The following is a 13043-nucleotide window of genomic DNA, read 5'->3' as shown; positions in this document are numbered from 1 at the left end:
TTTAGAGATCTTTTTATGAGTTCAATGACTGCTACCCGTTTGAAAAAACATGGCTTACTGCTGGCCGGTATTTTGATGATTGCCACTACGCTGCGCGTGACGTTTACCGGTGCGGCACCCTTGTTGGATATGATTCGCGAGACATTCGGCCTGACGACGGCGCAAACGGGCATACTCACCACGTTGCCATTATTAGCTTTTGCGGTAGTTTCCCCATTAGCAGCTGGTTTTGCACGCCGGTTTGGTATTGAACGCACCCTGTTTGCTGCCATGTTGATTATCTGCGCTGGAATTGCGCTGCGATCTGCGGGAAATACCGCATTATTGTATTTTGGTACGGCAATCATTGGCTGCGGGATTGCTATCGGGAATGTGCTATTGCCCGGCCTGATTAAGCGAGATTTTCCTGGCCACGTTGCACGTCTTACTGGTGCCTATTCCCTTACGATGGGCGTTGCAGCAGCCATCGGCTCCATGTTTGTTGTACCTGTTGCTCAACACGGATACGGCTGGCCTGGCGCGCTATTAGCCTTGATGATTTTCCCGGCGGCGGCATTGCTGGTCTGGTTGCCGCAGCTATCAAATCATACCTCATCAACATTAAGCACCAGCAAAGCACTGCACAACCGCGGCATCTGGACTTCTGCACTGGCATGGCAAGTGACATTATTCCTGGGTATTAACTCGCTTATTTATTACGTCGTGATTGGCTGGTTGCCTTCGATACTGATAAGTCACGGTTATAGTGAGGCGCAAGCGGGTTCGCTACACGGATTAATGCAACTGGCGACCGCTATTCCTGGCCTGTTGGTGGGTGTGATTTTAAGCCGCCTGAAAGATCAACGAGGGATCGCTATTCTGATGGCATTGCTGTGCGCCGTAAGCGCTGTCGGCTTGCTGTTCATGCCGGATTTAGCCAGTGTTTGGGTGGTGATCTTTGGTTTTGGTTCCGGTGCGACCATGATTTTAGGACTCACGTTCATTGGCCTGCGGGCGAACAGTGCACACCAGGCGGCAGCGCTTTCCGGTATGGCACAATGTGTGGGTTATTTATTAGCTGCTTTCGGCCCGCCGTTGATGGGCAAAGTTCATGATATTTCAGGCCAGTGGAGCCTTCCACTGATGGGGTGTGCGCTGCTGGCCTGTATCATGGCTGTATTTGGGGGCTTTGCCGGGCGTGATGCAGAAATCAATCCAACACGTCCGCATCAGTCTTCGTGATTAACGCTGCGCCGCTTTGAGCAATGCTTCAACCAGCGGCGCAGGTCTGTTTTTCAATGCGTTACGCTCGTGCTGAAACAGTGTACCGACAAAAAATGGGTGGCCACTTAACTCGACGGCACGGATTTCACCTTGATTATCCCAGCTAGTCACCTGTAGTTGCGATTGGCGAAGCTGGTCGGCAAAACTGTCAGCAATCCCATAATTGCAATGGTAGCCTTCTTCAATCTGTGTCCGGCCATAAGCCTCAGCAATGGCTGAGCCGGGCTTTAATTTTATCGCGTCAGATTTCTCAACCAACGAGCAACTCAGCGGCGCGATAACTAACCTCCCCTCGCTTTCAGTTTCAGCGTGTCCGGCATCGTGCCATCCGATAACATTCCGGGCGTATTCAATTACCGCATGCTGAAACCCACCACAGGTTCCCAGAAATGGGATCTGGTTTTCACGCGCAAAGCGGATGGCCAGAAAAGCACCGTCTTCATTTTGATACGGACTTGCCGGGACGCACCAAATCGCGTCGTATCCCACGAGATCTTCCTGGCTTGTCACGTCAGGTGTCGATAACCAGTCATAGTCAGCGGTGACACCAACATATTCAGCTGCATTATCTAAAGCCAGGGGAATCGCCTGATGCGCAATAACCGCAGGATTAAAGTCACCCACCAGCGCAATACGAAGAGTTTGTTTCAGAGGTAATGGAGGCATTTATTTGAATATCCTTATGTTTAATAGCTTCTGGCACATAAGGAATGATAGGATATGCCGATATTTTTTGCCTGGCAACGCCCATATTTAGCAAGGTAGTAAAACCTGGGTACACTGGTGTAGCGTGTCTTTTTCTCCTCAATCACTGTGACGCAATGAAAACAAAAATACTGGTCAGTGCTTGTTTGATGGGCTTTAAAGTTCGTTATAACGGGCAGGATAAGCCTCTGCTGGCTGATGTGCTGGCGCGTTGGCAACAAGAGAATCGGTTGGTCATTCATTGCCCGGAACTGGCTGCGGGATTGAGCACGCCACGTCTACCCGCAGAACTTGTGGGTGGTGGTGGTCTGGCAGCACTTAATGGATCAGCAAACATTCTGGAAAGCGACGGTACGGATGTAAGCCAACATTATTTGTTAGCTGCATGTCTTGCGTTAAAAACCGCGCAAGAATCCGGATGTCGCCTGGCATTAATGACGGACGGCAGTCCTACCTGTGGCAGTTTGAAGATTTATGACGGGACATTTCAGGGAACAACGCAGCCGGGAATGGGGGTTGCCACGGCGTTACTTCGACAGCACGGTATCGAAGTTTACGCAGATAGTGAGATTTCTGCGCTAATCGCTCGCGTCGCCGAGTTAGACGGGTAATCAATGACATTTAATTACCCGTCTGTCCTACAAGCCAATCAATGCACCGCGAGCGTTTCATCAACTTCTGGCAATAAAGACTTATCTAACGGCAACAAATATTCAGCCCGGACAAAGGTATAACCTTCACGACCATCAAAGGCAACAACATTACCTGTCACCAGCCACAACGGATGATTAGCATCGTGCGGAAGTTGCGTCACAACGCCTGTAACCGGGTTTACAAAGCTTTCTCCCGGCTCGCAAAGACCAAAAAGTTCGACTGATTTACCGACATTCACACGCCCGGCGGCGGTACGGGAGCCGATAATCATTGCCAGCATGCCCGGTTTTAACTGAAACATAAAAAGACTCTGTAGCACCTTAAAAATTGGCTATATCAGAACATTCTTAGATGAAAATGTAAACAGGCCACGAGTTTTACCTCGTAGCCTGTAGCGTCAAGAGCGCGTTCCAAAAAACACACCGTGTATATTTTCTGCTTACACCGCGTGACTTAAAACCAGCGGTACGGTTTTATTTGATTAATCGCGGGTTTGCACCCAGAAAGCATGGATTAATCCAGGGATGTAGCCTAGCAGTGTCAGTACAATGTTCAGAATAAATGCCCAGCCGAATCCCTTACCTAGCAACACACCCAATGGGGGTAAAATAATCGTAAAAACAATACGCCAAAAGCCCATAAAAAAACTCCAGTTATTAATGCTAACTATACTGAAAAAAGCATATTTCACTATAAGCATAGTCTACTGAGCGTAAACCTACAGACGGTATATCGTGATTTAATGTAAATAGCGGGCATAACCGCAGCAAGATTATGTGTTTGATTTAAAGGTATAAAAGATGGGCGTTAGCGGATTTTAGATAACAAAAAACCCGCACAATGGCGGGTTTATTCACTTTGACTTAACGGCTCGGGTTATTCACCGTCTTCGCATGCGTAAGTCTCAGTATGCGTTAGCAGTCTTACAGAGCAACAACGTTAGTTGCTGATGGACCTTTAGCGCCGTTCTCAACAGAGAACTCAACTTTCTGGCCTTCGTCCAGAGTTTTGAAATCATTGCTCTGAATGGCAGAGAAGTGAACGAACACATCTTTGCTACCATTGTCAGGAGTGATGAAACCGAAACCTTTTTCTGGGTTAAACCATTTTACTAAACCAGTCATTTTAGACATAGATACTTCCTCATTATTTTACAGCCATTTAGTATGGCGAACGTGGTCTGTATTGCAGAACGTTTCTTATTTAGGCACTTAGGAGGAGACTCACGAAGAAGGGTATCTGATGACTTGATAGCGCTTGAACTGAGGACTGCTTTACTAAAACTGCTTTCATAAGGTCTGTCTTCCAAACCGATGACGCATTTACTCATGCCTACGCTTTGGAAGCAAGAATTATTTTCAAATAATAATTTTCTCATCAAGGATTGCCGCCCCGCCGCCCTTCTACACAACCCTCGAACACGAGTGTGTGTTTTTTAATCAAAGCATCTGTGTGCGAGCTATAGTTACACGGTAGCCAGATGAATATGTAGATGGTGTCGCGATGGCCCGTTGGTTGTTGGTACTTCTCTTGATGTCTCCGTTTTTGCCGATGACGCATGCAGCCACCGACGAACAGCCGTTGAAATTCGATACCAAAGTTAACACTGTCCTGGGTGATTATGATGTGATGAAAGAGCGGCGCGTGATACGCGTTTTAATTCCCTACAGCAAAACTTTCTACTTTATTGACAACCGGGGTACGCAGCGCGGCATCATGGTTGAGTTGATGCAACAGTTTGATAAACAAATCAATAAAGGCCTGAAACCCTCGAAAAAAACGCATCTCCTTTTTATTCCAACCGCACGTGATCAGCTCATCCCACAGCTAATTGCTGGTCGTGGCGATATCATTGCTGCCAATTTAACGATTACACCAGAACGCGAAAAGTTAGTCGATTTCAGCGATCCCTTAGCTAAAAATGTCCGTGAAGTCGTGATTGCCAGCGGCAAAGCTCCCGAACTCACAACAGCAGAATCGCTGTCTGGTAAATCTCTGTTTGTTAATCCTTCCACCAGCTACATTTCGAGTATTGTTACGCTTAATAAAAGCCTGACCGAGAAACAACTTCCACCCGCGATAGTGATCAAAGCCCCCGGCAATTTTGAACCCGAAGATATTCTGGAAATGGTCAATGCGAACCTCGCCGACTACACCGTGGTGGACAGATACCTGGCAATCTTGTGGAAACAGATTTACCCCAACATAGTGGTTTACGAAAATATTACGCTGCGGGATGACGGTTCTATCGCCCTTGCTATGCGCAAAAACTCCCCTTTGCTTAAAGCCCAGCTCGATAAATTCACGGCTAACCACAAAATCGGCACGTCATTCGGGAATCAGCAGGTTTATAAATACTTACGCAATACGAAGTGGGTAAAAGATGCGCGTTCGGAAGAAGAGATAAATAAATTTAATCAGGTCACTGAAATATTTCGCAAATATAGTGCGCAATATAATGTCGATTGGTTACTAATGGCAGCTCAAGGCTACCAGGAGTCACGCCTCGATCAGTCTGTGCGAAGCAAAAGCGGCGCGATTGGCGTAATGCAGGTTCTTCCTACCACCGGTAAAGAGTTAAAGGTAGGCGATATCAGTTTAATCGACCCGAACATTAATGCAGGAGTGAAATACATCCGCTTCATGCGCGACCGTTATTTTGCTGATGAACCCATGAGTGACATGAACAAAATGCTATTCACTTTCGCATCTTATAATGCGGGACCGGCTAAAATTGCCCGGTTACGTAAAGAAGCGACCAAAAATGGCCTTGACCCCAATATCTGGTTTAACAATGTTGAAAGAATTGCGCAGCTACGTATAGGTAACGAAACGGTGCAATACGTGAGCAACATCTTTAAGTATTACATTGCTTACCAGCTCATCATGGAACAAATAAAAGCGCGGAAAGCAGAGTTGTCTGTTGCGGCCAGTACCGCAGAATAGCTCTACCTGTGAAAGCTCCAGCATTCTTTTTCAATAACATCCCTTGCCTTGAATGTCGAGATTTATTACTGTATATAAACACAGCCTTAAAAGAGACTTATCAATGTTCGTAGAACTGGTTTACGACAAACGAAATGTAGCGGGTCTTCCCGGTGCAAATGAAAAAATCCTTGCCGAGCTTACCCGAAGAGTTCAGACCATTTTTCCAGATGCTGACGTCAGAGTGAAACCCATGCAGATGAATGCGGTTCACAGTGATTGCACGAAAAATGAGAAAGAGAAAATCAACCGTCTGGTTGAAGAGATGTTTGATGAAGCGGATTTCTGGCTGGTTTGCGAAGACTAACAACAGGTCGCACAACAATGAGAAAAACAACCGTAGTTTTAATTGTCGTCGCTATCCTTGTCTGGCTTGCAAGTCAGCAGGGTTGGATTTAACGCACGACTGAGGAAGCGCTATCGAAAGCTAGCCTTCCTTCAATTTGATTTCATACAGACGAAAAAAAACCACCTTAAAGGTGGTTTTCTTAAATATGGTGCCGACTACCGGAATCGAACTGGTGACCTACTGATTACAAGTCAGTTGCTCTACCTACTGAGCTAAGTCGGCGTGGAATGCATAGTACATAAACTCGATCTACGATGCAATTCCTTGCGAACTGTTCGCTTAAAAATTCAACTTATTGTTATAAAATCAACCAGTCACGAGCGAAAAATCTGTATTTTGTGTAAAAATTGCACGTCTCATAAACCGGTTACTGCGATTTAAAACACTTTTGATGAGAAATCGTTTTTGACTTCGCTTTCTATATAAGTGTTCAAACCCCATCCGGCACGCGCCAGTTCTTTCATTTTTTCCAGATGCTCTGGCCCTGGGTGGCGGATATCGTATAGATACACGTGATTATTCTTGAACCGGACTTTCATCGAATTTGCATCAATCTGGAAACTGACAACTTGTGAATCACCACTTTTGTTGGAGTAATTTTCCATTCCACATCCTCTTTGATTGAACCTGAATTCGGTCGATTCATCTATTAACCACGTCCAGAGTTTTGGTAAAGGGTAATTGCTCACGATTTCAGAAAAACAACATAAAAAAGGGAGCCATTGGCTCCCCATTTATCACTAGCGAAATCGCTAATTACATATGTTCGATCATTGCATCGCCAAACTCTGAACATTTCAGCAGCTTAGCGCCTTCCATCAGGCGTTCGAAATCGTAAGTTACGGTTTTAGCGTTAATCGCGCCTTCCATACCTTTAACAATTAAGTCAGCCGCTTCGAACCATTCCATATGACGCAGCATCATCTCAGCGGACAGAATAATAGAACCTGGGTTCACTTTGTCCTGGCCAGCATATTTTGGTGCAGTGCCGTGGGTCGCTTCGAACAGTGCACATTCGTCACCGATGTTAGCGCCTGGTGCGATACCGATACCGCCAACCTGAGCGGCCAGGGCGTCGGAGATGTAGTCACCGTTCAGGTTCATACAAGCAATAACGTCATATTCAGCAGGACGCAGCAGGATCTGTTGCAGGAACGCATCCGCGATCACGTCTTTAACAACGATTTCTTTGCCGGTGTTAGGATTCTTCAGTTTCACCCATGGGCCGCCATCGATCAGCTCGCCGCCGAACTCTTCACGCGCCAGTTGGTAGCCCCAGTCTTTGAAAGCACCTTCGGTGAATTTCATGATGTTGCCTTTGTGAACCAGGGTCACAGAATCACGGTCGTTAGTGATTGCGTATTCGATGGCAGCACGAACCAGGCGTTTGGTGCCTTCTTCAGAGCACGGCTTGATGCCGATACCGCAATGTTCTGGGAAACGAATTTTCGTTACACCCATTTCATCACGCAGGAATTTGATGACTTTTTCAGCTTCAGCGCTGTCAGCCTTCCACTCGATGCCCGCATAAATATCTTCTGAGTTTTCACGGAAGATAACCATGTTGGTCAGCTCTGGGTGTTTAACCGGGCTTGGCGTGCCCTGGTAGTAACGCACCGGACGCAGGCACACGTACAGGTCAAGCTGCTGACGCAGCGCAACGTTCAGGGAACGAATACCGCCGCCAACTGGCGTGGTCAGTGGGCCTTTAATTGCCACACGGTAATCACGAATCAGGTCCAGAGTTTCTTCTGGCAGCCAGACGTCCTGGCCATAAAGTTGGGTAGATTTTTCGCCGGTATAGATTTCCATCCAGGAAATTTTCCGCTCGCCTTTGTAGGCCTTCTGCACGGCGGCATCAACCACTTTAATCATAGCTGGCGTCACGTCCACACCGATACCATCACCTTCAATGAAAGGAATGATTGGGTTGTGAGGAACATTCAGTTTGCCATCTTGCAGGGTGATCTTTTTACCTTCCGCCGGAACAACTACTTTGCTTTCCATTAACCTTCTCCTTCGAGCGATTCTTTTTGTTAATGATTTGTAATGTGCGTGTCAATACTACTTGAATATCAGGCCCGCGCCAATCACTGGTGATTTCCGTTATAATGCGTTAATACCTAACGTCTGAAAACACTATGAATAAAACTTCTTTTAGAAACCAGCAAGTTAAACGATTCAGCACGCAACGACCTGCCAAAAAACCACAGCATAGCGGACCGAAGCGGCTGGTTATCTTCAATAAACCCTACGATGTGCTACCGCAGTTCACCGACGAATCTGGCCGCAGCACGCTGAAAGATTACATACCGTTACAAGGAATTTACGCGGCGGGCCGGCTGGATCGCGACAGCGAAGGCCTGCTGGTATTAACCAATGACGGCGCTTTACAGGCGCAACTCACCCAGCCGGGCAAACGTACCGGGAAAGTCTATTTTGTGCAGGTTGAAGGTGCAGTAACAGAAGAAGCGCTGGAATCTCTGCGTAACGGCGTCACCCTAAACGATGGCCCTACTCTGCCCGCAGAAGCTGAACGGGTTGACGAGCCTGCATGGATTTGGGCGCGTAACCCGCCGATTCGTGAACGCAAGGCGATTCCTACCAGCTGGTTGAAAATCACCTTGTATGAAGGGCGTAACCGCCAGGTACGGCGTATGACGGCGCATGTGGGTTATCCAACTCTACGCCTGATTCGCTATGCAATGGGGACACTGGAACTGAGCGATTTGGCACCGGGCGAATGGCGCGAAATCCCGATAGAGACCTTATAAAAGGTTCTGAGTATTGACGCCGTGTTGTGTGACGTGTGAAACGCGACTGCTGAGGAACGCGTCACTATCAGGCACGGTGATTTCCAGCGCTTGCTCAAATAGAGAAGAGTTAATCAAGAAATTGGCGCTACAGGCGTTGCTGGCAATAGGGATGTTCCATGCCGTTGCCAGCCGCATGAGGGCTTTTACATCGGAGTGATGTGGCACCGCACTAAGCGGATCCCAGAAGAAAACCAGCACATCAATCTGACCTGAAGCAATCAAATACCCTAGCTGTTGATCGCCCCCTATCGAGCCACTCATCAAAGCCAGTACGGATAAACGGGTATGAACCTGCAAGAGATTTCCGGTAGTGCCGGTTGCGTAAATAATGTGGTTGCTGAGTGTTGTCTGGTTATCAACCGCCCAGTTCAGCAGGTCGGGTTTACAAGGATCGTGAGCCACTAAAGCGATACGTTTCTGTTGCGGCATAATACGCGTGGTAAGCTGCATGATGGTGCCCTCGTGGGATTTTTGAAATCCAACAGAGTATAGGTCACAGAAAAATATGTGATCCAGATCACTTTATAATGATCGTACTAACGAATTTGAGACAGGAAAAATAACGATGTTTAAACCGCACGTTACTGTCGCCTGCGTGGTTCAGGCACAGGGGAAATTTTTGGTTGTTGAAGAAACAATCAATGGCAAAGCCTTATGGAATCAGCCTGCTGGCCATCTTGAAGCTGATGAAACGCTGGTTGAAGCCGCTCAACGTGAATTGTATGAAGAAACGGGTATTTGCGCGCAGCCGCAAACATTCATCCGCTTGCACCAATGGATTGCGCCAGATAACACGCCGTTCCTGCGTTTCTTATTCTGTATCGATCTTGAAGAGCAACTCCCCACTACTCCGCATGATAGCGACATCGATCGCTGCTTATGGTTGGATGCGCAACAAATTGTTAACGCAGGTAATTTACGCTCGCCATTAGTGGCGGAAAGTATCCGCTGCTATCAGCGTGCTGAACGTTATCCGCTCAGCATGATCGGTGCATTTAACTGGCCGTTGAGTTAGGGGTGCCAGGCCCGGTGATGCGTGATAGAATATGCCGCCTTTAAGTTCAATGTCGTGAGTTACTCCATGTCTGATAACAGCCAGAAAAAAGTGATCGTCGGGATGTCCGGCGGTGTCGATTCCTCCGTTTCCGCTTACCTGTTGCAACAACAAGGTTACAAGGTGGAAGGCCTGTTCATGAAGAACTGGGAAGAGGACGATGGCGAGGAGTATTGCACCGCAGCGGCTGATTTAGCTGATGCACAGGCCGTCTGCGATAAGCTCGGCATTGAACTGCACACCGTAAACTTTGCCGCAGAATACTGGGATAACGTGTTTGAACACTTCCTGGAAGAGTACAAAGCCGGACGCACGCCAAACCCGGATATTCTGTGCAACAAAGAAATCAAATTTAAAGCCTTCCTCGAATTTGCCGCCGAAGATTTAGGTGCTGATTACATCGCAACCGGTCACTACGTGCGTCGCGAAGACGTGGACGGTAAAAGCCGCCTGCTGCGTGGTTTAGACAATAACAAAGATCAAAGCTACTTCCTTTACACGCTCGGCCATGAGCAAATCGCGCAAAGCCTGTTCCCGGTTGGTGAATTAGAAAAACCGGAAGTGCGCCGCATCGCCGAAGAGTTAGATTTGATCACCGCGAAGAAAAAAGACTCCACCGGTATCTGCTTTATCGGCGAGCGCAAATTCCGCGAATTCCTGGGCCGCTACCTGCCTGCACAGCCGGGTATCATCGTTACTGTTGATGGCGAAACCATTGGTGAACACCAGGGGTTGATGTACCACACACTCGGCCAGCGTAAAGGGCTGGGCATTGGTGGCACCAAAGAAGGTAGCGAAGATCCTTGGTATGTGGTCGATAAAGATGTTGAAAACAATATCCTGGTTGTGGCTCAAGGTAGTGAGCATCCACGTTTGATGTCCGTTGGCTTAATTGCTCAGCAACTGCATTGGGTTGACCGCGAAACGTTGACCGAACCGCTGAAATGCACGGTGAAAACACGTTATCGCCAGACCGATCTTCCTTGCACCATCACGCCGCTGGATGCCGATCGTATTGAAGTGCGTTTTGAAGAGCCAGTTGCCGCCGTCACCCCTGGCCAGTCTGCCGTGTTCTACCTCGGTGAAGTGTGCCTCGGTGGTGGTGTTATTGAGCAGCGTCTGCCGCTCGTAACTGAATAAAATAAAGTTTAATCGCAAACAAGGACGAATAACCTGGTGGCTAAAAATTACTATGACATCACTATCGCGCTGGCAGGGATCTGCCAGTCTGCTCGTCTGGTTCAGCAATTGGCGCATCAGGGGCATTGCGATAACGAGGCGCTGCATGTCTCGTTAAATAGCGTTATTGATCAAAATCCAGGTTCCACGCTGGACGTTTTCGGTGGCAATGAAGCCAACCTGAAACTGGGCCTGGAAACCTTGCTGGGTGTGTTGAACGCCAGTAATCGTCAGGGTCTGAACGCCGAACTAACGCGTTATACCTTAAGCCTGATGGTCCTTGAGCGTAAACTTTACGCCAATAAAGGTGCGATGGATAAACTCGGGTCGAGCATCGCCGGTTTGCAGCGTCAGTTGGAACATTTTGACCTTGAGTCCGAAACGTTACTTAGCGCTATGGCCGGGATTTATGTTGATGTAATTAGCCCGCTAGGCCCACGTATCCAGGTCACCGGCTCCCCTGCCGTGCTGCAAAGCCCGCAGGTGCAAAGCAAAGTCCGTGCCTCGTTGTTAGCCGGTATCCGCGCCGCCGTGTTGTGGCACCAGGTTGGCGGTGGCCGCCTGCAGTTAATGTTTTCTCGTAGTCGCCTGTGTGCTCAGGCCAAACAAATTCTTGCTCAATGTTAACCTCTCTGGAGTTGTAACTTATGGAATTATCCTCACTGACCGCCGTTTCCCCAATTGATGGACGTTACGGCGACAAAGTCAGCGCTCTGCGCGCTATTTTCAGCGAATTTGGTCTGCTGAAATTCCGCGTACAAGTCGAAGTACGTTGGCTACAAAAACTGGCCACGCACACAGCGATCAAGGAAGTTCCGGCTTTTGACGCAAACGCAAACGATTACCTTGATAAAATTGTCGCTGAGTTCAGTGAAGAAGATGCTGCACGCATTAAAACCATTGAGCGCACCACCAACCACGACGTAAAAGCGGTTGAATATTTCCTGAAAGAAAAAGTGGCAGCGGTTCCTGCCCTGCATGCGGTGAATGAATTTATTCACTTCGCCTGTACTTCTGAAGATATCAACAACTTGTCTCATGCGCTGATGCTGCAAACCGCACGTAAAGACGTGGTGCTGCCGTACTGGCGCAAAGTCATCGACGCGGTAAAAGATCTGTCGGTTCAGTACCGTGATATTCCTCTGCTTTCCCGTACCCACGGCCAGCCTGCCACCCCATCAACGATGGGTAAAGAAATGGCAAACGTGGCTTACCGTATGGAGCGCCAGTTCTGTCAGCTAGAGAAAGTAGACATTCTGGGCAAAATCAACGGCGCGGTGGGTAACTATAACGCCCACATGGTCGCTTATCCGGAAGTTGACTGGCACCAGTTCAGCGAAGAGTTCGTAACTTCACTGGGCATTCAGTGGAACCCGTACACCACGCAAATTGAACCACACGATTACATCGCTGAGCTGTTTGACTGCATCGCTCGCTTCAACACTATTCTTATCGATTTCGATCGGGACGTGTGGGGTTACATCGCGCTGAACCACTTCAAGCAGAAAACTATCGCAGGCGAGATCGGTTCTTCTACCATGCCGCATAAAGTTAACCCAATCGACTTCGAAAACTCCGAAGGCAACCTGGGCCTGTCTAACGCGATGCTGCAACATCTGGCGAGCAAACTGCCTGTTTCCCGCTGGCAGCGCGACCTGACTGACTCCACCGTGCTGCGTAACCTGGGCGTGGGTATTGGCTATGCGCTGATTGCCTACCAGTCCACACTGAAAGGCGTGAGCAAACTGGAAGTCAACCGTGACCGTCTGCTTGCGGAGCTGGACCTCAACTGGGAAGTTCTGGCTGAGCCGATTCAAACCGTGATGCGCCGTTACGGAATTGAAAAGCCGTACGAGAAACTGAAAGAGCTGACTCGCGGTAAGCGCGTTGATGCTGAAGGCATGAAACAGTTTATCGATAGTCTTGAGCTGCCAGAAGATGAGAAAACTCGTCTGAAAGAGATGACGCCAGCTAACTATATTGGCCGCGCCATCACTATGGTTGACGAGTTGAAGTAACACCTGAACGCCACCCGCTG

16 protein-coding genes and 1 tRNA gene are annotated in these 13043 nt (G+C 48.3%); 9 read left to right on the top strand and 8 right to left on the bottom strand.

The window, feature by feature from the left end; genetic code table 11:
• Positions 1-15: 15 nt before the first annotated feature.
• Positions 16-1221: a CynX/NimT family MFS transporter gene (locus tag M2371_RS09310; protein WP_172894776.1), complete on the top strand. Its 1206-nt coding sequence runs from the start codon at positions 16-18 to the stop codon at positions 1219-1221.
• On the opposite strand, the gene M2371_RS09305 is transcribed toward M2371_RS09310, so the two are convergent.
• On the bottom strand, positions 1222-1929 hold the full coding sequence (locus tag M2371_RS09305) for a CTP synthase (RefSeq protein ID WP_259267516.1): 708 nt from the start codon (positions 1927-1929) through the stop codon (positions 1222-1224).
• Between the two features lie 155 nt (positions 1930-2084).
• On the opposite strand from M2371_RS09305, the gene M2371_RS09300 reads away from it, so the two are divergent.
• Positions 2085-2579, top strand: coding sequence for a DUF523 domain-containing protein (locus M2371_RS09300; RefSeq protein WP_259267515.1), 495 nt, complete (start codon positions 2085-2087; stop codon positions 2577-2579).
• A 38-nt stretch (positions 2580-2617) separates the two neighbouring features.
• On the opposite strand, the gene M2371_RS09295 is transcribed toward M2371_RS09300, so the two are convergent.
• The 3 genes from M2371_RS09295 to cspA form a co-directional block, all read right to left on the bottom strand.
• Positions 2618-2923: a hypothetical protein gene (locus M2371_RS09295; protein ID WP_034494702.1), complete on the bottom strand. Its 306-nt coding sequence runs from the start codon at positions 2921-2923 to the stop codon at positions 2618-2620.
• Positions 2924-3103: 180 nt separating this feature from the next.
• Positions 3104-3262: a YqaE/Pmp3 family membrane protein gene (locus M2371_RS09290; protein WP_006687217.1), complete on the bottom strand. Its 159-nt coding sequence runs from the start codon at positions 3260-3262 to the stop codon at positions 3104-3106.
• Positions 3263-3545: 283 nt separating this feature from the next.
• Positions 3546-3755: an RNA chaperone/antiterminator CspA gene (cspA, locus tag M2371_RS09285; protein WP_034456078.1), complete on the bottom strand. Its 210-nt coding sequence runs from the start codon at positions 3753-3755 to the stop codon at positions 3546-3548.
• A 370-nt stretch (positions 3756-4125) separates the two neighbouring features.
• On the opposite strand from cspA, the gene M2371_RS09280 reads away from it, so the two are divergent.
• Together M2371_RS09280 and M2371_RS09275 are read left to right on the top strand one after the other, a co-directional pair.
• Complete coding sequence (locus M2371_RS09280) at positions 4126-5568, top strand: transporter substrate-binding domain-containing protein (protein ID WP_259267514.1); 1443 nt, start codon at positions 4126-4128, stop codon at positions 5566-5568.
• A gap of 103 nt (positions 5569-5671) precedes the next feature.
• Complete coding sequence (locus tag M2371_RS09275; protein ID WP_034494697.1) at positions 5672-5914, top strand: DinI-like family protein; 243 nt, start codon at positions 5672-5674, stop codon at positions 5912-5914.
• A 188-nt stretch (positions 5915-6102) separates the two neighbouring features.
• Here the strand turns inward: M2371_RS09275 and M2371_RS09270 are convergent.
• The 3 genes from M2371_RS09270 to icd all read right to left on the bottom strand — a co-directional run bounded on the left by M2371_RS09270 (position 6103) and on the right by icd (position 7963).
• Positions 6103-6178: transfer RNA gene (locus M2371_RS09270), tRNA-Thr, on the bottom strand.
• Positions 6179-6333: 155 nt separating this feature from the next.
• A complete protein-coding gene (locus M2371_RS09265; RefSeq protein WP_034494696.1) occupies positions 6334-6561 on the bottom strand; it encodes a hypothetical protein in 228 nt (75 codons plus the stop codon).
• Between the two features lie 151 nt (positions 6562-6712).
• Complete coding sequence (gene icd, locus M2371_RS09260) at positions 6713-7963, bottom strand: NADP-dependent isocitrate dehydrogenase (RefSeq protein ID WP_034456083.1); 1251 nt, start codon at positions 7961-7963, stop codon at positions 6713-6715.
• A gap of 134 nt (positions 7964-8097) precedes the next feature.
• Between icd and rluE the strand changes: the two genes are divergently transcribed.
• Positions 8098-8730: a 23S rRNA pseudouridine(2457) synthase RluE gene (rluE, locus tag M2371_RS09255; protein WP_172894780.1), complete on the top strand. Its 633-nt coding sequence runs from the start codon at positions 8098-8100 to the stop codon at positions 8728-8730.
• Here rluE and M2371_RS09250 read toward each other — a convergent pair.
• A complete protein-coding gene (locus M2371_RS09250; protein ID WP_172894782.1) occupies positions 8725-9222 on the bottom strand; it encodes a methylglyoxal synthase in 498 nt (165 codons plus the stop codon). The two genes, rluE and M2371_RS09250, sit on opposite strands and share 6 nt — an antisense overlap.
• Before the next feature lie 115 nt (positions 9223-9337).
• Between M2371_RS09250 and M2371_RS09245 the strand changes: the two genes are divergently transcribed.
• The 4 genes from M2371_RS09245 (at position 9338) to purB (ending at position 13023) form a co-directional block, all read left to right on the top strand.
• A complete protein-coding gene (locus tag M2371_RS09245; protein WP_115629404.1) occupies positions 9338-9787 on the top strand; it encodes an NUDIX hydrolase in 450 nt (149 codons plus the stop codon).
• Between the two features lie 66 nt (positions 9788-9853).
• A complete protein-coding gene (gene mnmA / locus M2371_RS09240; protein ID WP_172894784.1) occupies positions 9854-10966 on the top strand; it encodes a tRNA 2-thiouridine(34) synthase MnmA in 1113 nt (370 codons plus the stop codon).
• A 36-nt stretch (positions 10967-11002) separates the two neighbouring features.
• Entirely contained in the window at positions 11003-11632 is a 630-nt protein-coding gene (gene hflD / locus M2371_RS09235; protein WP_034494689.1) for a high frequency lysogenization protein HflD, read from the top strand.
• Between the two features lie 20 nt (positions 11633-11652).
• Positions 11653-13023: an adenylosuccinate lyase gene (purB, locus tag M2371_RS09230; protein WP_259267513.1), complete on the top strand. Its 1371-nt coding sequence runs from the start codon at positions 11653-11655 to the stop codon at positions 13021-13023.
• Positions 13024-13043 lie beyond the last annotated feature (20 nt).

Origin of the sequence: Buttiauxella sp. BIGb0471 (assembly GCF_024807715.1) — a bacterium.
GTDB lineage: Bacteria > Pseudomonadota > Gammaproteobacteria > Enterobacterales > Enterobacteriaceae > Buttiauxella > Buttiauxella agrestis.
The sequence above is the reverse complement of the archived record's forward strand: the minus strand, read 5'-3'. Positions and strand labels throughout refer to the sequence as shown.

Excerpts from the sequence above, each read along its gene's own strand:
- M2371_RS09310 (WP_172894776.1), top strand. The coding sequence starts at position 16 with ATGAGTTCAATGACTGCTACCCGTTTGAAAAAACATGGCTTACTGCTG.
- M2371_RS09305 (WP_259267516.1), bottom strand. The coding sequence starts at position 1,929 with ATGCCTCCATTACCTCTGAAACAAACTCTTCGTATTGCGCTGGTGGGT.
- M2371_RS09300 (WP_259267515.1), top strand. The coding sequence starts at position 2,085 with ATGAAAACAAAAATACTGGTCAGTGCTTGTTTGATGGGCTTTAAAGTT.
- M2371_RS09295 (WP_034494702.1), bottom strand. The coding sequence starts at position 2,923 with ATGTTTCAGTTAAAACCGGGCATGCTGGCAATGATTATCGGCTCCCGT.
- M2371_RS09290 (WP_006687217.1), bottom strand. The coding sequence starts at position 3,262 with ATGGGCTTTTGGCGTATTGTTTTTACGATTATTTTACCCCCATTGGGT.
- cspA (WP_034456078.1), bottom strand. The coding sequence starts at position 3,755 with ATGTCTAAAATGACTGGTTTAGTAAAATGGTTTAACCCAGAAAAAGGT.
- M2371_RS09280 (WP_259267514.1), top strand. The coding sequence starts at position 4,126 with ATGGCCCGTTGGTTGTTGGTACTTCTCTTGATGTCTCCGTTTTTGCCG.
- M2371_RS09275 (WP_034494697.1), top strand. The coding sequence starts at position 5,672 with ATGTTCGTAGAACTGGTTTACGACAAACGAAATGTAGCGGGTCTTCCC.
- M2371_RS09265 (WP_034494696.1), bottom strand. The coding sequence starts at position 6,561 with ATGGAAAATTACTCCAACAAAAGTGGTGATTCACAAGTTGTCAGTTTC.
- icd (WP_034456083.1), bottom strand. The coding sequence starts at position 7,963 with ATGGAAAGCAAAGTAGTTGTTCCGGCGGAAGGTAAAAAGATCACCCTG.
- rluE (WP_172894780.1), top strand. The coding sequence starts at position 8,098 with ATGAATAAAACTTCTTTTAGAAACCAGCAAGTTAAACGATTCAGCACG.
- M2371_RS09250 (WP_172894782.1), bottom strand. The coding sequence starts at position 9,222 with ATGCAGCTTACCACGCGTATTATGCCGCAACAGAAACGTATCGCTTTA.
- M2371_RS09245 (WP_115629404.1), top strand. The coding sequence starts at position 9,338 with ATGTTTAAACCGCACGTTACTGTCGCCTGCGTGGTTCAGGCACAGGGG.
- mnmA (WP_172894784.1), top strand. The coding sequence starts at position 9,854 with ATGTCTGATAACAGCCAGAAAAAAGTGATCGTCGGGATGTCCGGCGGT.
- purB (WP_259267513.1), top strand. The coding sequence starts at position 11,653 with ATGGAATTATCCTCACTGACCGCCGTTTCCCCAATTGATGGACGTTAC.